This window comes from Autumnicola patrickiae (genome assembly GCF_031846525.1).
Taxonomy (GTDB): Bacteria; Bacteroidota; Bacteroidia; order Flavobacteriales; family Flavobacteriaceae; genus Autumnicola; species Autumnicola patrickiae.
This window is the reverse complement of record NZ_JAVRHM010000011.1, coordinates 130616-152253: the sequence shown is the minus strand read 5'-3', so window position 1 is coordinate 152253 and position 21638 is coordinate 130616. Positions and strand designations below refer to the sequence as shown.

The following is a 21638-nucleotide window of genomic DNA, read 5'->3' as shown; positions in this document are numbered from 1 at the left end:
GATTATAACCTTAAAAATTTACATCGAACTCTCGATAATTTCATCAACCACTTCAGGATTAAGTAATGTGGAAGTATCTCCAAGATTTGAAGTATCATTTGACGCAATTTTTCTCAAAATCCTTCTCATAATTTTACCACTTCTTGTTTTTGGCAAACCACTCACAAACTGAATTTTCTCCGGTTTTGCAATTGGTCCTACCCTGTCAGAAATCGACTGATTAATTTCCTTTCTCAGGTTATCCTGATTCCTGGATTCTCCCGTTTCTTTCAGAATAACAAAAGCGTACAGCGCATTTCCTTTAACATCGTGAGGGTAACCTACAACCGCAGATTCTGCTACTGCAGGATGTTCATCTATAGCATCTTCTATAGGTGCCGTTCCGAGATTATGGCCGGAAACAATGATTACATCATCTACCCTACCTGTGATGCGGTAATATCCAACTTCATCGCGCAAGGCACCGTCTCCGGTGAAATATTTATTTTCAAAAGCCGAAAAATAAGTGTCTTTATATCGCTGGTGATTTCCGTAGATCGTACGCGCCATAGAGGGCCACGGAAATTTGATACACAGTCTGCCATCTACCTGATTCCCTCTCAATTCTTCACCATTCTCGTCCATAAGCGCCGGCTGAATCCCCGGAAATGGCAATGTTGCATAAGTCGGTTTGGCCGGTGTAACATAAGGGATTGGAGAAATCATGATTCCGCCGGTTTCTGTTTGCCACCAGGTATCCACGATGGGGCTCTTATTTTTACCAATATTGTCATTGTACCAGTGCCATGCTTCTTCATTAATAGGTTCTCCAACTGATCCAAGAACTTTTAACGAAGAAAGATCATATTTTTCCACGAACTCAATATTCCGCTTAGCGAGCGAACGTATGGCTGTTGGAGCTGTGTAAAACTGATTCACCTTATGCTTTTCAACCACTTCCCAAAAACGACCATAATCAGGATAAGAAGGAACACCTTCAAACATTAAAGTTGTAGCGCCGTTTGCCAGTGGTCCGTACAAAATATAGGAATGGCCGGTAATCCAGCCAATATCGGCAGTACACCAGTAAACATCTTCTTCTTTATACTGAAAAATATTTTTAAAAGTATAAGCCGTATAAACCATATAACCTCCCGTGGTATGCACCATTCCTTTTGGAGTGCCGGTAGATCCTGAAGTATAAAGTATAAAAAGCGGATCTTCAGCATCCATAATCTCAGGCTGACATTCTGAAGATGCCTCGTCCAGTAACGGCTGCAGCCATTTGTCCCGACCTTCTTTCATGTCAATATCGGCACCAACTCGCTTTGCAACAAGGACGGTTTCAACATTTGGGCAATCTTCAAGAGCTTTATCCACGATTCCTTTTAAATCCAGCGTTTTGTTTCCGCGGAAGGAACCATCAGAAGTTATCAGCATTTTACAATCTGCATCATTGGTTCGGGTGGCCAGTGCTGTCGCCGAAAAACCTGCAAAAACAACAGAGTGAATTGCACCAATCCGTGCACAGGCAAGCATTGCTACAGAAAGTTCGGGAATCATAGGCAGGTAAATACAAACTTTATCACCTTTTTTAATTCCGTTGCTCTTCAGAACATTTGCAAATTTATTCACCCTTTCCAGAAGCTCACTATAAGAAATATGCTGCGCTTCTTCTTTAGGATCATTAGGTTCCCAGATAATTGCCGTTTTATCGCCCCGTGTAAATAGATGCCGGTCGATACAATTTTCTGTAATATTCAGTTTTGCATTTTCGAACCATTTAATTTCCGGTTTGGAAAAGTCCCAGCTAAGCACATTAGTCCATTTTTTACGCCATGTAAAATGCTCTTCTGCCACTTCTTCCCAAAAATTTTCAGGTTCCCGGACAGATTTCCGGTATACCTGGAAATACTCTTCTAAATTTTTAATACTATAATTACTCATTTTCTAGGAAAGTTGGTTATCATTAATAATTACTTCGGAAAATGTCTCTCTCATAATTCGGAGAGGAAAAAATATATTTAAAGTCTTAATATATTTACCGAGTTCTTTATTTAAGTTATAAATCTATTGAAATTTGACTAAATCAGCAGTAGTTTTCTACGTTTTTAACCGGAAATTATCCTAATAAAAAAGCGATATAGAAAATATACCGCTTTTATTATTCTGTAGTTTTATGTAAAAATTACTGAAGCTATTCCTGATTGGTGCTCATCAGGATATAATATCGATAATTGCCATTTCAGGCATGCCTCTTTAACCAAGATAATTCAGCACATTTTTATCAATGCGTTGCTGAATATTGGAAACATCAGCCTTCACAAATTCTTCTCCGGTAATCTTCTCATAAAGCTCTATATACCTTTCTGAAACAGAAGCAATGTACTCATCACTCATTTCCGGAACTTTCTGTCCTTCCAGCCCCTGGAAATCATTCTGAATAAGCCACTGCCGTACAAATTCCTTCGAAAGCTGTTTTTGAGGCTCTTTCTTCTGCTGGCGCTGTTCATAACCTGTGGCATAGAAATAGCGTGAAGAATCGGGCGTATGAATTTCATCTATAAGGACGATATTTCCGTCCCTGGTTTTTCCGAATTCATATTTTGTATCCACGAGGATTAATCCGCGTTCTGCAGCAATTTCAGTCCCACGTTTAAATAATTTCCTTGTGTAATCTTCCAGCACTTTATAATCTTCTTCAGCAACAATTCCTCTTTTTAAAATATCTTCTCTGGAAATATCCTCATCATGATCCCCGTGCTCAGCTTTTGTCGCCGGAGTGATTATGGGAGTCGGGAATTTGTCATTTTCCTGCATCCCTTCAGGCATTGCTACTCCGCACAAAGTTCTTTTCCCCGCCTTGTATTCCCTGGCAGCATGACCGGAAAGATAACCGCGAATAACCATCTCTACCTTAAAAGGCTCGCAGGTAACTCCCACGGCAACGTTAGGATCTGGAGTGGCTTCCAGCCAGTTTGGCACAATATCCTCGGTATCCTTCATCATCTTGGTGGCAATTTGATTAAGGATTTGTCCTTTATACGGAATTCCCTTCGGCATCACCACATCAAAAGCCGAAAGCCTGTCGCTGGCAATCATTACCAGCCGCTCGTCTTCTAAAGCGTAAACGTCACGTACTTTTCCTTTATAAACCGACTTCTGGCCGGGAAAATTGAAATTTGTTTCTGTGATTGTATTGTTCATTTTCAAAATCTATTGCAATTTTTAAATCAATCGCTTCAAAAACGATAAAAAATAATTTGAAGGATCATTCTTAGTGTCTTTTCGAGCGGAGTCGAGAAATATCTACTTTGAAACTCATAGCTTTCAACTGTGCTCAAGCTGACAATAGCGGAATTATATAATCTCTCCTCCGGAAAACCTCACAGGTTTTCGAAACCTGTGAGGTTTCACCATACCAAACTAATCTGTATGTTCAATTTCTTTGTAGGCGGCGATCACTTTTTTCACCAGTCGGTGTCTTATCACGTCTTTGTCATCCAGGTAAATAATTCCAACTCCTTTGACATCTTTCAGAACTAGAAGCGCTTCTTTTAAACCGGAAATCACCCTTCGCGGAAGGTCGATCTGCCCGGGATCACCGGTAATCATAAATTTGGCATTTTTACCCATCCTGGTAAGGAACATTTTCATTTGGGCATGAGTGGTGTTCTGTGCTTCATCCAGGATTACAAAAGCATTGTCCAGCGTTCTACCGCGCATAAATGCCAGAGGAGCGATCTGGATAATTCCTTTTTCAATAAAAGTTTCCAGCTTTTCATGCGGAATCATATCACGGAGTCCGTCGTAAAGTGGTTGCATGTAAGGATCCAGTTTCTCCTTAAGATCGCCTGGAAGAAAACCAAGATTCTCCCCTGCCTCTACCGCAGGCCTTGTGAGAATAATTCTTTTTACCTGCTTTTCCTTCAGCGCTTTTACGGCGAGCGCCACACCGGTATATGTTTTCCCTGTTCCTGCAGGACCTACCGCAAAGATCATATCATTTTTAAAACTCAGTTCGACAAGCTTACGCTGATTGGCTGTTTGTGCCTTTATCAGCTTTCCGCTAACGCCGTGTACTAAAACCTGTCCGCTTGCTTCAGATGCGCTGTAATCTTCCTTACTATCACTCGTAAGCACCCTTTCAATCACATTTTCATCAAGCTTATTGTATTTTCCGAAGTGATCCATTAACATATTAAAACGCAAGTCAAATTCCTCCAGCATTTCTTCGTCTCCAAAGACTTTTATTTTACTGCCCCTCGCAACAATTTTTAATTTAGGAAAGTACTTCTTAAGAAGTTCTATATGTTCGTTCTGCTGACCAAAAAATTCTCTTGGATTAATTTCCGAAAGTTCGATTACAAGTTCGTTCAAAAGCCTATGGTTTTATATTAATGTAAAGTGGGAAGTGTCTCAAATTATCAACTGATTTTTATATTTGTTATTTCGGCCGGTTCTATTGGCACCGCCTGTTTTTGCTTGTTAAGAAGATTTAAATTTAGCCAATTTTCAATTGTATTGATTAAAATAAAATTATCTTCGCTTGCTATACAAACTTAGGTAAAAAAACCCGTTACAACTTAAAAAATATATTAACATTCACCTATGGCCATCATCACTTTAACGACCGATTTTGGAGAGAAAGATTATTTTGCAGGGGCGGTTAAAGGAGCTATTTACAGTGAATTAGACGAAGTTAGAATTGTTGATGTTTCACATTCTGTTTCCCCTTTTCATATAAGTGAGGCCGCTTACATTATCAAAAATGCCTATAAAAGCTTTCCTAAGGGCTCCATTCATATTATTGGTATAGATTCTGAATTAACTCCGGAAAATAAACATCTGGCAGTTTACCTGGATGAGCACTATTTTATTTGTGCCAACAACGGAATTTTATCTTTACTGGCTTCAGAAATTAATCCTGAAAAGATCGTCGAGATAAATATCCATGATAAGATTGAAACCAATTTCCCGGTGCTGGACGTCTTTGTGAAAGTGGCCTGCCACCTTGCCCGCGGGGGAACTCTTGAGGTTATTGGAAAGAATATCAAGGAGATTAAATACCTGAAACAGTTAGAGCCTATAATTAATTCCGATAAGAACCAGATTATAGGACATGTGCTTTATATTGATAATTACGGAAATGTGGTGACCAATATTACCCGAAAATTTTTCGAAAATATCGGTAAAGGCAGGGACTTTGTATTAAGTGCCCGTATGGTCACTTTTTCTGAAATACACGAAACCTATAGCGACGCTATAAATTTTGATCTTGAAAAGGATAAACGCGGAGAAGAGGATGGCAAAAAACTTGCTGTTTTTAATTCCGCAGGATATATAGAACTGGCTATTTATAAGAGCAATCCGCATACGGTAGGTAGTGCTTCCACTCTTTTCGGACTGGACCTTTTGGATACAGTCACTATTAATTTTGAATAAATGCTGGTAAGAATTGTAAAAATGAGCTTTGCTCCCGAAAATATTGAAACTTTCCTCAATAACTTTGAAGAAAACAAAATGAAAATCCGTGCATTCGAAGGTTGCAAATTTTTAGAATTGTATAGAGGAAAAGACAATACCAATCAGTTTTTCACGTATAGTTACTGGCAGAATGAACAAGCGCTGGAAAACTATCGGAATTCGGAATTATTTAAAGCAGTCTGGGCAAAAACCAAGGTTCTTTTCAACGAAAAACCCGAAGCCTGGAGTGTGAATAAGGAGTGGAGCAGCGAGAAGTGAAGAGTGAAGAGTGAAGAGTGAAGAGTTTTTAAAAAAAATTTGAAATTAACAATCAACAAATAAAAAACTCATTTCGAAAATTTGTCAACAACAGACAGCCCATCACTGATAATTGATAATTGAAGAAAAATGTTCGCGATACTAAATAAAGAAATACAATCCTTTTTTTCCTCGCCAATCGGGTACCTGGTGATTGGGATATTTCTGGTGGTTTGCGAATTGTTCCTTTTTGTTTTTTCCGGAGAATATAATATTCTGGATAATGGTTTTGCAGATCTGAAGCCGTTCTTTAATCTCGCCCCGTGGATCTTTATTTTCCTGATTCCGGCGATTACGATGAAAAGCTTTTCCGAAGAAAAAAAACAGGGTACGATGGAATTATTACTGACCAAACCAATCGGGTTATGGCAGTTAATTTCCGGGAAATATCTGGGTTCGCTGATATTGGTGATTTTAGCTATTGTCCCTTCAATTCTGTACGTAATCACAATTTATCAGCTTGGGAATCCTGTAGGAAATCTTGATGTGGGCGCAACTTTGGGTTCTTATCTCGGACTCATTTTTCTTGGTGGTTGCTATACGGCAATCGGAATTTTTGCTTCCAGCCTTACCAATAACCAGATTGTAGCTTTTATCGTTGCTGTTTTTCTCTGCTTCCTCTGCTATTTTGCGTTCGAAGGTCTTGCGGGTTACGGAATTTTTGAAAATGCCACTTACGGACTCGAATACTTCGGAATTAGTTTCCACTACCAAAGCATCAGCCGCGGAGTAGTAGATACGCGTGATATCATCTATTTCCTCAGCCTTATCTTTTTATTTCTGAAGCTTACACACCTCAGTTTAAAATCAATTCAGCAAAAATCCTGATCTTGAAGAAAACCGGCACATATAAATCCCTGGCGATCCTGATAGTAGGTTTAATCCTGCTGAATGTCTTGGCTGCCAATTTCTTTACGCGTTTTGATCTTACGCAGGATAATCGCTATACGCTTTCTACTGCATCAAAGAATATAATTGAAGACATCGAAAAAACAGTGATTATCGATGTTTTCCTTCAGGGAAATTTTCCGCCGGAATTCCGCAGGCTTCGAAATGAGACGAGTCAGCTTTTAGAAGAATTTGCTGCTTATAACTCCAATATCAGAGTCAATTTTATAAATCCAATAGAAGAAGGTCAGGATGCAAATGCTGTCGCGCAGGAGTTTCTTCAAATGGGGATGACGCCGGCGAGAGTAAGCGTTCAGGAAAGCGGAAAAACCAGTGAGGAAATTATTTTCCCATGGGCGATTGCCAATTATGAAGATAAAACGGTGAAAATTCCGTTGCTGAAAAATACACTAGGCGCCACAGACGAAGATCGGGTAACCAACAGCGTCCAGCAACTGGAATATGCTTTTGCCAACGGACTCGATAAGCTCATTTATCCCAAGGAAAAAAAGATTGCGGTAATGCGAGGAAACGGAGAGCTTCCAGATGCCAATCTTGCCGATTTTCTGCAAACACTTCAGGAGTATTACTACATCGCTCCGTTCACATTGGATTCCGCAGCACAAAATCCGCAAAAAACCCTTCAGAAATTAAATGAATTCGACCTGATTCTGGAAGCAAAACCAACAGAACCTTTTACCGAAAATGAAAAGTTTGTCCTAGATCAATACAAGATGAACGGAGGCAAATCGATATGGCTCGTGGAAAGCGTGGCGATGGAAACCGACAGTCTCTTAAACCAATCCGGGACCACTTATGCCCTGCCCCGGGATTTGAATCTTGGCGATCTTTTCTTCTCGTACGGAATCAGGATTAATCCGGTACTTATCAACGATCTTTATTCGGCACCAATTACACTTGCTTCGGGAAGTGGCAATAACACGAGGTTTAACCCGTATCCCTGGTTTTATAGTCCGTTAAGCTCCTCCCCCAACGATCATCCAATAATCAACAATATCGAGGCGGTGAAGTTTGAATATGCCAACCAGATCGATACGCTTGCCAACGATATTGAAAAAACCATTCTTTTAAGCAGTTCCCCACGCACAAAAGTAGAGGGAACTCCGCTACAGATCAGTCTGGAAATGGTGAGCCAAAAACCGCAAATATCGACCTATACAGATGGCGAACAACCGCTCGCTGTATTGCTCAAAGGTAACTTTACTTCAGCATATAAAAATCGGATTAAACCATTTGAAATTCCAAATCCTTTAGATGAAAGTGCAGCAACAAAGATGCTGGTAATTTCTGATGGTGATGTAATTAAAAACGATCTGCAGCGCGGCGCTCCGCTGGAATTGGGATTTGAAAGATACACCGGAAGCACGTACGGAAACAAAGAATTTTTGCTGAATGCCGTAAATTATATGCTGGACGATAATGGCCTTATTGAGATAAGGACCGAAGAAATCAGCATCCCTTTCCTGGATCCTGAAAGGACAGCAGAGGAGCGTGAAAAGTGGCAATTAACAAATTTGGTTGTTCCTTTGCTCATTTTGGGAATTTTTGCTTTTCTCTTTACTTTTTTCAGAAGACGTAAATATGTTAAAAGATCCCGGGCAGCGAAATAAGATTTTCCTGCGGAGTAACATATTAACAAGAAACTTCAAATTAAAATCAACATTTCACTGTTAATCAATATTTTACAATAAACAAACTGCATTTTTCTGTTAATAAAAACTAGCGCTGCAGCCTTCCTTTTCTGAAGTAATAAAATATATTTGTATTAGATTCAAATTAATCAACAAAGCCGATGAAATTTATTGTATCCAGCAGTTATTTGCTGAAACAGCTACAAATATTGGGTGGTGTAATTAACAACAACAATACATTACCGATTTTAGATAATTTCCTGTTCGATCTTAAAGAAGACGAATTAACTGTTTCCGCTTCAGATTTGGAGACTACCATGTCCGCAAAACTTAAAGTAGAATCAGATTCTGAAGGAAAAATAGCTGTTCCCGCCAAGTTGCTTTTAGAAACTTTAAAAACTTTTCCTGAGCAACCGCTGACTTTTGTTGCAGAGGATAACAATACCATAGAACTGAGTTCCAATCACGGTAAATATGCACTGGCGTATGCCGATGGTGAGGAATTTCCTAATCCGGTAGAACTTGAAGAGCCTAGCAGTACGATAATTGAAGGTGATATTCTTGCAACGGCAATTAGCAAAACAATCTTTGCTTCCGGAAACGATGATTTACGCCCGGTGATGAGTGGTGTTTTCTTTCAATTTTCAGACGAAGGATTGACCTTTGTAGCTACCGATGCTCATAAACTGGTAAAATATTCCCGCGAAGATGTCACTGCTTCACAGTCGGCAGAATTTATTATGCCGAAGAAACCACTCACTCTTTTAAAAGGAATTTTGGCCGGAAGCGAAACCGAAGTACTTATTGAGTACAACGAGTCCAACGCGAAATTTACTTTTGATGATACACAGCTAATTTGTAGACTTATAGACGGAAAATATCCGAATTACGAAGCAGTAATTCCGAAGGAAAATCCGAATAAATTAAGCATTCAGAGAAATCAGTTTCTAAGTTCTGTAAGAAGGGTTTCTATTTTCTCCAATAAAACTACTCACCAGGTAAGACTTAAAATTGCCGGAGCCGAACTTAATATTTCTGCGGAAGATGTTGACTACAGCAATAAAGCTGAAGAAAGGTTGACCTGTTCTTACCAGGGCGACGATATGCAGATTGGTTTTAACTCCAGGTTCCTTACTGAAATGCTGAATAATCTAAATTCAGATGAAGTACAATTGGAAATGAGCCTGCCAAACCGCGCCGGAATCCTGACTCCAGTCGACGGACTCGATCCCGGAGAGCGAATTACCATGCTGGTTATGCCGGTAATGCTGAACAATTAGAATAGACCGCTACGCTGCTAGAATTTCGATCGCTGCGCTGTTAGAAAATTGATAAAACCCGATCAAAAATTTGATCGGGTTTTTTGTTTGATATTTAGATTCAGTCTTTATGATTTTCTGTGAAAATCAGCGTAATCTGCGGGAGCGTTTATACTTCAACAGGCCCAGTGCAACACCGAAGTTCCAGTCCCGCTGAGCTGTCGAAACGCCTTTGATTCAGCTCAATAATAGAGGTTTCGACTCCGCTCAACCAGACATCCTGATATAAAGAATTTAATTGGAAGCCGATAATTGGCATTTTAGGAACTCTCCTTCAGGAGAGTAATTGTGCTTTCTGATTCCCGACTCATTATTCAAAGTCAAGTAAAGAAATCTAAGAATAAGTTGAAGAAAACATTCTTGTATTCGTAACAAAAAATAATGGTCGATAATTGGAATTTTTATGATCTCACTTCCAGAAGAAACTTTCAGAAAAGATTAGTAGGTTTCGACTCGGCTCAACCTAACACCAGAGGTCGATAACTGGCATTTTTAAGTGTTGCTTAAAGCTGAGTGTGACACCGAAGTTATTGTCCCGCTGAGCCTGTCGAAGCGCCTTTGATTCAGCTCAATTATAGAGGTTTCGACTCCGCTCAACCAGACATCCGAGGTCGATAATTGGCATTTTAGAAGCTCTCCTTCAGAAAGGTGATCATCGTTCTTCCTGACTCCTGACTCCTGGTTCAAACTGATGTTCAGTAGCTTAAGAAAAACCTAAAGAAAATATTTGTGCATTCGTGGCAAAATCTACAGATCGATAATTGTCATTTTTAAGGTTTGCCTTCCGAAGAAGAAATTACGAAATCAACTTAAGTGTTAGCGGATAATGGCAAGGTTCTCCGTTACTGGCTTTAATAGCATTAATCACCGGAAGCACTATTCCGAAAATCCACACTACTGCTAATAACAATAGTCCAAGCCCAAAAAGGAAAATGAGCGGTACGCAAACGATGCTGTAAAGAAAAAGACTAATCTGAAAATTCATGATCATTTTCCCATGCTCGTCCATTCCCAGCACCCTGTCCTTTTGCGTTGCCCAAAGAATAAGCGGAACGATGAATCCGCCAATCACGGTGATTAAATCCAGTAACTGACTAATATGCGCGATGACCAGCATTTGCCGGTCTTCTCTCATTGCTGTATAACTTTCCATTTTTTGATGATTATAGTTAAAATTGCCAACGTCCCCGTCAGGCAAAGATGGTCTTTATAAATAAGACGACTTGTTTTTCAAATTGTTACAGAAATATTTTTATCTGTAATTGATTTAATTAAGATATTCCAGCTTCTAAACTGAAAACTGGCAGATTGATAGCCATTTCTTATCTTTGCAAAATGAAATTAAACGACACTATTGTTGCGCTCGCCACGCCTTCTGGCGCAGGTGCAATTGCGATTATAAGAGTTTCAGGTCCTGAAGCTATTTCGATTGTTTCTCCGGTTTTTAAAGCTAAGAGCGGCAAGAAACTGGAGGATCAGCCTTCGCATACACTTCATCTTGGAAACGTTATTGATGCTGAAAGAATTATAGATGAAGTTTTAGTGTCTGTTTTTCGCGCTCCAAAATCCTATACCGGGGAAGAAACCATAGAAATCTCCTGCCATGGAAGCCCTTACATCCAGCAGGAAATTATCCAGTTGATGATTCGGAAAGGTTGCCGTTCTGCGGAAGCGGGAGAATTTACATTACGTGCTTTTTTAAACGGAAAAATGGACTTGAGCCAGGCTGAAGCTGTAGCCGATTTAATTTCTTCTGAAAATCAGGCGTCCCACCAGATGGCAATGCAACAGATGCGCGGCGGATTTTCTAATGAAATTCAGCGGCTTCGTCAGGAATTGCTGGACTTTGCTTCCCTGATTGAACTGGAACTGGATTTTGCTGAAGAAGACGTGGAATTTGCCAATCGAAATCAATTTAAAGAGCTTATTGCCAGAATTCAGCAGGTTCTAAAACGACTTATCGATTCTTTTGCAACAGGAAATGTGCTAAAAAACGGAATTCCGGTAGCAATTGTTGGTGAGCCGAATGTGGGAAAATCTACTTTACTAAACTCCCTTCTCAACGAAGAACGCGCGATAGTTTCTGAAATTGCAGGGACAACACGAGATACCATTGAAGATGAAATGGCCATTGGGGGAGTCGGTTTCAGGTTTATCGATACCGCCGGAATCCGGGAAACCCAGGACGTAGTGGAAAGTATTGGAATTAAAAGGACATTTGAGAAGATAAGTCAGGCGCAGGTGGTTGTTTTTCTGCTAAACGCAGAAAAGTTCAAAGAGTTAAGTTCAGAGTTTAAAATTGAAATAGAAAAAATAAAAAATAAATTTCCGCAGAAACCACTACTTATTATTGCGAACAAAACAGACAGGATAGAAGAAACAGAACGAGAAAGACTTATACAGGAACTAGAGATTATTTCGGAAAACAATGAAAGATCACAGTTCTTATTGCTTTCCGCAAAAACAGGTTCAGGAGTTGAGGAATTGAAAGATAAGTTACTGGATTTTGTAAATACAGGAGAACTTCGCAACAATAATACGATTGTTACCAATTCCAGGCATTACAACGCCCTCCTCCAGTCACTTGAAGAAATAAATAAGGTTCAGGACGGACTAAATTCGAATCTATCCGGAGATCTTCTTGCAATAGACATCCGCCAGGCATTATACCACTTTGGCGAAATAACCGGCGAAATCACCAACGACGATTTATTAGGAAATATTTTTGCTAATTTTTGTATTGGCAAATAAATAGCAAATTTATTTAATTTTATTTGATTCCATTTGATATTAAATGACATCAAAATGCACTAAAACAAGGGGTTAACAGCTTCTTTTTATTTTCCATTCATTTCTATTATTACGAGGTTGGTACACCTCGTTTTGTACCTTTGGTACACCTTATTGGTAATTTTTGTATCTCGGGTGTACTTTGGTACACCTCACGTAAATTTTTTCTTTATCTTTATGAAAAAGAAGAGGTTATGAAAATTAAACTTAAAAAGAAGAAACTGGCCACAGAAAAATACAGTCTGTACATAGAGTACTATAAAGGAAAGATTAGAGACAAAGATGGCAAACAAACCCATAAAAGAGAATTCGAATATCTTAAGGAATATCTATATATCAATCCTAAAAACACTTCCGAAAAAAAGGAAAATGAAGAAACTCTTTTAAGGGCAGAACAAATTTTATCTATAAGGAGGGCGGAATATGCCCAGGGAAAGTATGGTATTAAAGACCGATCAAAAGATAAATTACTGTTCCTTACCTACTATGAAAAACTAAAGGAAGAACGATATGAGAGTAAAGGAAATTATGATAATTGGGATGCTGCCCAAAATCACATTGAAGACTACTGCAAAAAAAGAAAAATAACTTTTGAAGATATAGATGAAGAATTTGTTTTAGGATTCAAAAAGTTTCTAAACAAGACTTCCAGGACAAAATCCAATACTCCCCTTTCTCAAAATTCTAAATACACCTATTACAATAAATTTAAAGCAGCTTTACGTCAGGCCTTTGAAGATGGATATACAAGCAGAAATTTTGCCACTACCGTCAAAGGCTTTGCACAGGGTGAAACTTCCCGCGAGCATCTTACACACGAGGAGCTCCAGGCAGTGGCAGAGGCACACTGCAAACATCCAATTCTGAAATCAGCTTTTTTGTTCAGTTGCCTGACAGGCTTGAGATGGAGCGATATTAATAAACTCACCTGGTCTGAGGTACGAGATGAAGAAGATGAAACCCGGCTCGTCTTCAAGCAGAAGAAAACAGCCGGCCAGGAGTATCAATTTATCTCCAGCCAGGCAAGACAGCTGTTAGGCAAGAGAAAACGTGAAAATGATCGGGTATTTCAGGGGCTGAAATATGGAGCCCATTTCAATGCGGAAATACTTAGGTGGTGTATGCGTGCCGGTATTACCAAACATATCACCTTCCATAGTGCACGTCATACTCATGCGGTTCTCCTGCTCGAAAATGGAGCCGACATTTATACTGTCTCAAAAATTCTTGGACACAAAGAAATTAGGACTACTCAGGTCTATGCGAAGATTGTCGATAAGAAAAAGAAAGAAGCTGCGTATTTGATCCCGGAGCTCAGAATAAATCATGAGTTTTGATCTATTTCCATACTTGACCAGTATAGCCTTTATTTATATTTATGGGCGATTAGCAAATCACTTTGCCCCGAAGATTTACTGCTATTTTTTAAACGAATCCATCGTTTGGCAGAAGCAGATAGAAAAGCCAAGGATATTTTTGCACCTGATTGGTTTAAGCTTTATGCATCTTATGGTCTACTCCAATTCTTCTATAGAAATTACAGGATTACTTATTCAATTTATCACTTGGCTTACATTTATTCTAGGATTCTTTGCTTGTCAATTTACCTGGACAAAGAAATTTGAAGCCACTTTTACGCCACAACTTAAAAGGTCTACCGCCAGATCTTCTGAAAATTTTAATCTTTCTATTTCAGATCTTCAATTAATCCAGCTTTACAATGAACTAGTAAGATTCGATCTCTTAAACCAGGATTTGACTACCGTAGAAGATTTTAATAACGTTCTGCTAAAGGATTGGAAGGAACACAACTCGAAGCTTCACTTAAAGATGGACGGACCCAGCTGCAGGGAATTCTACGAATATTTCATTAGAACCTACCCCAATAACTCACTGACTATGAAAAATTTATTTGTTACTTCTAAGCTTGTTCTGCGTGCTGATGGCAAGAGTTACAATTATAACACCATCAAAAATGCTCCTATACGTACTGCGGTTTCAAAACACAATGAATCGCTGATAAAAATTTTTAGAAAGCTCAGTTGATCTACAAAATTGATTTTCCGCCGGAATAAGTCAAACCATTTTTCAGTTCAAATACCATTTACAGTAGCTTTCAATTCCTGCATAATTCTTTCAAATCTGGCCAATCTGTCTTCAAAATATAAATTACCTATAATAGCTTCCTGTAACCTTTTATTTTCTAAAATTTTCTGAAAAGATTCTACTAAATATTTCTGAACATCCTCATCAGAGGAGTTCATTATTTCATCTCGAAAATTTGAAGTGTAATTCAACAAGTAAACAATATCTTCAAAATCATGACTCATTCTTGGATCACGACCACCTCTAGCAGTAAAAGCTGAAAATTTTGTGGCCAAAAAATAAGGCAAGGGAAGGATTTTAATTGTCTTATCTTCAATATGGACAGGAAAAGCCTTTTCAAATCCCGGTTCAAACCAGGGGTTAGCTGGTGCCCATCCGACTTCTTTAGTGGACATTACGTCTACTTTAATGTCCTGTAGTCGAAATCTGCAGATAACATCATCTTCAGGGGATTGAGAAAAACCATAACTTGTCAAAATTTCCCGCAATTCTTCTAATTCTCCTGTACTAACAATTTTAAAAGTTATATCAATATCTTTAGTCGGTCGTACATCTTCTGCTGCTGGGTCATCAATGTAAAGACTAATCATAGCTCCTCCCACAAAGATTACCTTCTCATTTAGGTCTCCTAGTGCAACAGCTACTCGTTTGGTGGCTATTCTGTTTATTAAGGTATTCTTCAACATAATCTTTTTTCTAGTTCTTTAAGTGCTATATTTTTTTCCCGCACTCTTCCCAATCGCATAACATCAGAAAGAGCCATGTACTCATAGAAAACCTCGTCTTTTAAGCATGCCTTTGGTACATTGAAATGAAGAGGTTCTACTGACTGACCTCTTACTGTTCCCTTTGAATAAGGCCATACATAAGGTTCTTCACTCTGAATTAAACTACTTAAAGGTTTTGCAGAATGAGCAGTAGGCACTCCTCGAACTAATGCACCAGGCTGTTGTGGATAAACATAGGGCAAACCAGATTTTAGAAAATCCAGGAGCGCGGTTTTCATTAATTTTTTCTTATCTGCAAATAAGAGACCTGCTATTACTGATCGGTTTATGCTTTCACTTATTTCGCTAGCACTTATTCCAAGTTCATTTGCAAGATCTTTCATGTACCAGGTGTCCGCATCCTTTGCTGCTATTTTTAGCAGAACGACGATGTCATGAGGGCGCATCCCACTGTGTTTTTTCATAATCGTTAATTATTGCTGAACAAAGATAAAAATTTATTTGCAATTCGCGAATCGCGAATTAAGAATCGAGGAGATGAATAGCATTCTTCCCCTTTCCAAAGCTAGGCAAAAAAATGAGGAACCATGAACCTGAACCTCCGCTCCAGAATTCCTCATGAATCAATAGTCCTCAAAGACCTCATTCCAAAACCACCCCTTCCCCTATTTTCCCTAATAAATATGGATTATGATCAATTACCAGAATATCATTGACCCTACTTAATTGTTCAAGTATCGCATATAATAGATCAATATCAACATAATGCAATCCGGTACTGGGTTCATCTAGTATATAAAGTACCTCATCTGTTTGATCCTGTAGCCAGTTCAGTAGCAATAATCGTTGCTTCTCACCTGAGGAAAGGGATTGAACTGGCTGATCTAATCTTAGGTGTTCCAATCCTATTTCCTCTATTTGGTTCAAAAATTCAAAGGTTTTGTCAGATACCTTGAATCCGGCTAACCATTCCCTTAATTCATAGAGATTCAATGCGAGTACCTCAGCTATATTTTTTGAACCAATAGTAAGTTCCAGTATTTGCGGTTGATACCGTTGCCCCTTACATACTTCACATTTTTCAATTGCATTTGCTGCTACATCTAAACTGGTTTCCAAATAGCCTTTTCCTTTACAGTTTGGACATTGGCTAGTTTTAGTTTTATAAGAAAAGTCACCTGGTTTTCGGCCTGTTTCCCTTGCAAAAATTTTGCTTATTTCTTTGAGCAAATCCAGATAGGTTACCAATAACGTCTTTGCATGGGAACGCAGTTTTTTAGGCTCAAAATAATGCACCCCCGTGTATTTTTTCGGGAATTTTATGCTCTCACAATTCACCGGGTTTCCGGTCTCGATACCCGGGATCAGGATGTCTTTCACGAGGGTGGTTTTGCCTATCCCCGATTTACCGCTGATAGCTGTGACCCCTCCTACAGGAACCTCCAGCGATTCCTTCACCAAAGTATGCCTGGACAGGTTCTTAATGGTTATAGAATCTTTTCCTGCTTTTAATCTTACCGCTTTTGAAAATTCTTTCAGATAAGGATGGCAATCGTCTTGTCTTAAAAATTCCGCAGGCGTACCCTGAAAGGTAATATAGCCGCCCAACTTTCCCGCCTGAGGTCCCAGCTGGACCAACTGATCAGCCGCCAGGATAATCTCTTTGTTATGCTCAATGACCAGAACCGTGTTTCCTTTTCCAATAAGCTCTTTCAGAATTTTGACCAGGTCCGGGATATTGTCACTGGATAATCCTGCGGAAGGTTCATCCAGTAGATAGGTAATACCTTTCAGCGGACTGTTCAACTGTTTAATAAGTGCTATCCGTTGATCTTCCCCGCCGGAAAGGGTGGATGATTTTCGGTTGAGTTGCAGGTGATCTATATGTAACTGCTTTGCTCTTTTAATGGTGTTGCTCAAAAGAGGCCTTATCCTTGAAAGCAGTTTTCGGTCTATTTCCTCTTGGTTTTGATAAGCAGAAAGCCATGTTTCCAAACCTTTAAAATCCATTGACTTGATTTGATAAATGGATTTCCCTCCGATTTGAAAGCCTAAACGCTCCGGTTTTAATCCGCTTCCCGAACAGTGGCTACACTCCTCCAGCGAAAAAAGTGCTTTTAGCTTGTCAATATGTTTATTCTTCCGGGTCTTGTAGTATTCTTCTTTTAAGTAATGAAAAAGTCCTTCCCATACCATACTTATCTCCTGTAAACCCTGCCTTGTTTTGGTTTTAAAAATCCATTGCGTCTTCCATACAGTTTCACCCGTACCATGAAACAGAATTTCTTTTTGCCGGTCTGTCAATTCCTTAAAAGGGGTTTCCGGGGTAAATCCGTGTGTTGCTCCCAGTTCCTTTACAATCGCCATGTATTGACTTCCTGCATGCCCATAATAAGCCAAAGATTTGTTGTGCTCAAACAATCCCTCAGCAATGCCTTTCTCCTCATTGAGCACTATTTTATCTATATCAGGTAGCAATTCCTGGCCTATCCCATCGCAGATTCTGCATTTTCCCAGTTCGTGATTATTGGAAAAATGGCTGGCAGAAAGCTCCTCTCCGTCGTACTGCGCTTTTCGGGAAAAAGCGAAACGCAAAAGTTTATCTATTCCCGTTTGTTTGGCAATATCAGAGCGTTCTGTAAAGCTGTTTTCTTTACGTGTAATGCAAATGGTGGGACTAAGGCCTTCAATCTGATCCACTTCAAACTGAAAATTCACCCCTACCCTGGACTGCTGATAGCTTGAAAATTGTTTGGTCATTTCCTGCAGGCCGTAACCATGCATTGTATCAATAATCAGCGACGATTTACCCGATCCCGAAATACCCGTAATTACCGATAATTGGTTCTTGGGGAAATTTATATCCAGGTCTTTAAGATAATGTGTCCGGGCCCCTTTCATTGAGATCATATCCCCGCGTTGATTTGCCAATTCGTTTATTTCTGGTGCCTGGGCTTTTGGTGCATTCTCCACCAGCACATCGCAGGAAGTTTGAAAAAGGGGATGATTTTCAAAGCAAATAATACCTGCTGTTTGCTTTTTTAGTTCGTGCAAAGCTTTCAGAAGCTGCCTCACATTTTGCTGATGCAATCCAATACTGGGTTCTTCCAGCAATAAGAATATCTTTTTTGACTGCTTTGCGAAGTATTTGGTAAGTTTAATGCGCTGAGCTTCCCCACCTGATAAGGTATTAGAGGGTTGTCCCAGCTTTATATATCCCAGCCCCAGCTTCAGCATCAAAGACAATATTTTTAAAATTTGCTTCTCCTCGCTAAAGAAATCGTGGGCTTCAGCTATACTCAGATCATAGATCTCAGCAATACTTTTACTATTCCAATGTACTTGCAATACCTCAGGTTTAAAACGTTTGCCATTACACCTGGGACAAACCTTATTGATCGTCCCCATCACGTTCATAGAAAGGGTGATCACGCCTGCCCCTTCACAGGTTTCACACCTTCCACTCTTGTTATTAAAAGAGAATGCCCCTTTTGATAAACCCTGGGATTTTGCTTCCGGGGATATTGCCATTAGGTCACGAATTTTATCGGCCAGACCGGTATAGGTAGCAGGGTTGCTTCTCGGGGTTTTTCCAATGGGTTGATCAGATACCGTAAGCAGTTTAAGATCCTCTTTTTCTATATATTCTGAAAGCTTTTTAAGGATTTGAGGTGTTTTCCTGCCCACTACCGTCAAGGCTTCTTTTTGAGGCTGAAATGATTCTGCTGAAACGCGTTCAGGTTCCTTACCAGACCCGGGATTTTCGTTCTGCAGTTCGGTCAAGGTGGGAGTAGATAGCTCTTCATTATTTAAAAATTCCCGGATAGGTCCATTAAAAACAACCTCTCCTCCATGCGCTCCAGCTGCGGGACCTAATTCGATGATCCAATCTGCAGATCTTATAAAATTTAAGTCGTGCTCTACTACCATCACTGTATTTCCACGGCTTATCAGGCGATTGAGGATATGACGTAAATAGTGTTGGTAGTCTTCAGATAACCCGATGGATGGTTCATCAAATACATAAAGGATCCCTTGCAAGTTACTGTTAACCTGCCTGATCATTTTTATACGCTGTGCATCCCCGGAAGAGATATCAATACTTGATGTGCTTAGCAGATATTCCTCCATTCCCAGCCGAATCAGATCGAATAGTTGAACGCAAATCTTATCCACCAACGCCTGCTCACCTGCTGTAAGAGCCTGGCTTTTCAACCTGTCATATAATTCACTTAAAGAAAGAGACATCCATTCCTGAAAATTCAGTCCTTTCCATTTAAACTTCAGGTGTTCAGGTTTAATTCGTGCGCCTTTACAACTTGGGCAAATACTGGAACTTGCAAATTTTAGAATGTTCGGATTACGATCCCTTCTAAGGATATCGTTCATGATGGGCAGTATCCCTTTGTAAAAACCTTCTTCACGGGGCTTGGCTTTAAAGCCTTTCCATCTCAGCCGGGATTCTATGCTATGTTTTCCGTAAAAAACCTTAATACGGTCACTTCCGTTTAAAACTACCTCTTTTTGTTCTTCCGATAGTTTCTTCCAGGGGACATCCACATTAAAACCATGTGCGCCACACACTTTGTTTAATTCATCTACAGTGATCTGGGAATAGACGATGTAGCCGTTTGGTAAGGTTGTGGTAATCGCACCTTCCCTAAGGGTTTTGTTTTCGTCCCCAACTAACTTATCAAGATCGATATATTCCGCCTGGCCAATACCGTTACAGCGATCACAAGCCCCTTTTGGATGATTAAAAGAAAATAGAGATTTGCTCATTGCCTCCTCTGCGGAATAGCGGGCAAATAAAATCCGGAATACAGATGCCAGTTCAGACAGTGTACCGAAGGTGGCGTTAATAGACTGGAAGCGTTTTGACTGCTCCACCTTGATCACCGGTGGCAGCCCTGCAATATCATCTACTTCAGCCGTAGGGATGAATTGGGCATTTTGCTGATTATAGGCAGGAAGGCTCTCTAAAAAATAGCGGTAACCTTCATTTGCAATTATATCCATGGCAAGGGATGATTTCCCTGAACCGGATAATCCGGTCACTACAATCAATTGATTTTCAGGAATGTTTAAGTTTATATTTTTGAGGTTATTCTGGTGGGCATTGGTGATGCGCATAAAGGCTTTATTTTTTCTCTTTCAAAGAAATAAATATAAGTAGATATTGAGGCTTGCAATGGGTTTTTCAGGAAAACAAAGCATAAATTTCATCCCTCCTGAAATTAAACCCATTTTCTTGAATTTTAAACAGAGAATATCGCTCTTCTAATAACATTGTCATATCCTTCCTAATATTCCTCAGATATAAAAAATTTGCGATCCAGATTAAAGCAGGTATTTTATGTCGAACAAATCTCTTAAAACGATGATTTGTTTCGTGTTCAATTTCAGGTTTTCTCCCGATTTTCAAAAAGTTCTTTTTTGATCTTTTTTCTTTCTTTAAAGGGTAAGAGCCAGTTTCTCATCATCCCCGGGGTTGACAATGGAGACATCCAATAAATCATGAGCGGGTGACAGGGATACAGCCTGAGCCGAGGAATTATGTTTATTTCATAATTTTTCAGGTACTTTAATCTCCAGTCTTTTTGAGGCTTTAATACAACACAAAGAACTGCCGTAAATTCTTTAAAAGTCAATTTCTGTTGTTCACCTATATAATTGAAAACTAAAATCCACACTATATGATGGATTTATAGAATATTTGTACATAAAATTTAAAAAACACTTCTATATCCACATTAAATTGTGGATTTTGACGTATCTTCGATTTCAGTCATTCTTTTAAAACATATTTCCACACTATAATGTGGATCGAAGAATTAAAAAATAATGGAATCAGTACAAAAAATCGGTCACTTAATTCAGCAGCGTCGAGATCACATGCGGATCACTCAGCAACAATTGGCTGACATGGCTGATATTGGGATCAACACACTATACAAAATCGAAACCGGCCAGGCTAATCCCACTCTTAATTCCCTGCAGAAAATTGCCGATATTCTCGGAATGGAAATTACTTTACAGATCAAAAAGGTTTAAATTTTAAATGAGGCAAGCTACAGTACTCTATAAAGGCAAAGAAGCAGGTATCCTGGAACAGCACGATGACGCAAGCTTTACCTTCCGGTATTTAGAAACATGGCTGTCTGATCCGGATAATCCATCTATCAGCCTTACCCTGCCACGATCTCAAGGAGAACATCATGCTGAATTTCTTTTCCCTTTTTTTTACAATATGCTTCCGGAAGGAACCAACCGGCAAACCGTATGTAAAGCAAATCGATTTGATTCCGACGATTATTTCGGAATTCTTATTACTACCGCTCGTTATGATACGGTAGGAGCTGTTACGGTCAGAAAAGATAAAAAGAACTAAT

General features: G+C 39.4%; 17 protein-coding genes. 10 read left to right on the top strand and 7 right to left on the bottom strand.

What is annotated here, in order from left to right; genetic code table 11:
• Positions 1-18 precede the first annotated feature (18 nt).
• From acs to RM549_RS11120, 3 genes are all read right to left on the bottom strand, one after another.
• Positions 19-1926, bottom strand: coding sequence for an acetate--CoA ligase (gene acs / locus RM549_RS11130; protein ID WP_311684760.1), 1908 nt, complete (start codon positions 1924-1926; stop codon positions 19-21).
• Positions 1927-2238: 312 nt separating this feature from the next.
• Positions 2239-3186 (bottom strand): phosphoribosylaminoimidazolesuccinocarboxamide synthase, encoded by a 948-nt coding sequence (locus RM549_RS11125; protein ID WP_311684758.1) that lies wholly within the window; start codon positions 3184-3186, stop codon positions 2239-2241.
• 219 nt (positions 3187-3405) lie between these two features.
• Complete coding sequence (locus RM549_RS11120) at positions 3406-4359, bottom strand: PhoH family protein (protein WP_311684756.1); 954 nt, start codon at positions 4357-4359, stop codon at positions 3406-3408.
• Between the two features lie 231 nt (positions 4360-4590).
• On the opposite strand from RM549_RS11120, the gene RM549_RS11115 reads away from it, so the two are divergent.
• From RM549_RS11115 to dnaN, 5 genes are all read left to right on the top strand, one after another.
• The gene (locus RM549_RS11115; RefSeq protein ID WP_311684754.1) at positions 4591-5424 is read left to right on the top strand and encodes an SAM hydrolase/SAM-dependent halogenase family protein; all 834 of its coding nucleotides are present in this window, start codon (positions 4591-4593) and stop codon (positions 5422-5424) included.
• The gene (locus tag RM549_RS11110) at positions 5425-5724 is read left to right on the top strand and encodes a putative quinol monooxygenase (RefSeq protein WP_311684752.1); all 300 of its coding nucleotides are present in this window, start codon (positions 5425-5427) and stop codon (positions 5722-5724) included.
• 129 nt (positions 5725-5853) lie between these two features.
• The gene (gene gldF / locus RM549_RS11105; RefSeq protein ID WP_311684750.1) at positions 5854-6591 is read left to right on the top strand and encodes a gliding motility-associated ABC transporter permease subunit GldF; all 738 of its coding nucleotides are present in this window, start codon (positions 5854-5856) and stop codon (positions 6589-6591) included.
• A gap of 2 nt (positions 6592-6593) precedes the next feature.
• Positions 6594-8282 carry a gliding motility-associated ABC transporter substrate-binding protein GldG gene (gene gldG, locus RM549_RS11100; RefSeq protein ID WP_311684748.1) on the top strand — a complete coding sequence of 563 codons (1689 nt, stop codon included), beginning with the start codon at positions 6594-6596 and terminating at the stop codon, positions 8280-8282.
• 182 nt (positions 8283-8464) lie between these two features.
• A complete protein-coding gene (dnaN, locus tag RM549_RS11095) occupies positions 8465-9583 on the top strand; it encodes a DNA polymerase III subunit beta (RefSeq protein ID WP_311684746.1) in 1119 nt (372 codons plus the stop codon).
• 835 nt (positions 9584-10418) lie between these two features.
• Here dnaN and RM549_RS11090 read toward each other — a convergent pair.
• A complete protein-coding gene (locus tag RM549_RS11090) occupies positions 10419-10775 on the bottom strand; it encodes a DUF4870 domain-containing protein (RefSeq protein ID WP_311684744.1) in 357 nt (118 codons plus the stop codon).
• A 182-nt stretch (positions 10776-10957) separates the two neighbouring features.
• Here RM549_RS11090 and mnmE point away from each other — a divergent pair, with 182 nt between their 5' ends.
• The 3 genes from mnmE to RM549_RS11075 all read left to right on the top strand — a co-directional run bounded on the left by mnmE (position 10958) and on the right by RM549_RS11075 (position 14458).
• The gene (mnmE, locus tag RM549_RS11085; RefSeq protein WP_311684742.1) at positions 10958-12373 is read left to right on the top strand and encodes a tRNA uridine-5-carboxymethylaminomethyl(34) synthesis GTPase MnmE; all 1416 of its coding nucleotides are present in this window, start codon (positions 10958-10960) and stop codon (positions 12371-12373) included.
• Between the two features lie 233 nt (positions 12374-12606).
• The gene (locus RM549_RS11080) at positions 12607-13749 is read left to right on the top strand and encodes a site-specific integrase (RefSeq protein WP_311684740.1); all 1143 of its coding nucleotides are present in this window, start codon (positions 12607-12609) and stop codon (positions 13747-13749) included.
• Entirely contained in the window at positions 13739-14458 is a 720-nt protein-coding gene (locus tag RM549_RS11075; RefSeq protein ID WP_311684738.1) for a hypothetical protein, read from the top strand. Before RM549_RS11080 ends, RM549_RS11075 begins: the two co-directional genes overlap by 11 nt.
• Before the next feature lie 47 nt (positions 14459-14505).
• On the opposite strand, the gene RM549_RS11070 is transcribed toward RM549_RS11075, so the two are convergent.
• The 3 genes from RM549_RS11070 to RM549_RS11060 all read right to left on the bottom strand — a co-directional run bounded on the left by RM549_RS11070 (position 14506) and on the right by RM549_RS11060 (position 20379).
• Positions 14506-15204: a nucleotidyl transferase AbiEii/AbiGii toxin family protein gene (locus RM549_RS11070; RefSeq protein WP_311684736.1), complete on the bottom strand. Its 699-nt coding sequence runs from the start codon at positions 15202-15204 to the stop codon at positions 14506-14508.
• Positions 15198-15710 carry a MarR family transcriptional regulator gene (locus RM549_RS11065; RefSeq protein WP_311684734.1) on the bottom strand — a complete coding sequence of 171 codons (513 nt, stop codon included), beginning with the start codon at positions 15708-15710 and terminating at the stop codon, positions 15198-15200. The genes RM549_RS11070 and RM549_RS11065 overlap by 7 nt, the downstream gene beginning before the upstream one ends.
• Before the next feature lie 178 nt (positions 15711-15888).
• Positions 15889-20379 carry an ATP-binding cassette domain-containing protein gene (locus RM549_RS11060; RefSeq protein WP_311684732.1) on the bottom strand — a complete coding sequence of 1497 codons (4491 nt, stop codon included), beginning with the start codon at positions 20377-20379 and terminating at the stop codon, positions 15889-15891.
• Between the two features lie 711 nt (positions 20380-21090).
• Here RM549_RS11060 and RM549_RS11055 point away from each other — a divergent pair.
• Complete coding sequence (locus RM549_RS11055) at positions 21091-21300, top strand: helix-turn-helix domain-containing protein (RefSeq protein WP_311684730.1); 210 nt, start codon at positions 21091-21093, stop codon at positions 21298-21300.
• A gap of 7 nt (positions 21301-21307) precedes the next feature.
• On the top strand, positions 21308-21637 hold the full coding sequence (locus RM549_RS11050) for a HipA N-terminal domain-containing protein (protein WP_311684729.1): 330 nt from the start codon (positions 21308-21310) through the stop codon (positions 21635-21637).
• Position 21638 lies beyond the last annotated feature (1 nt).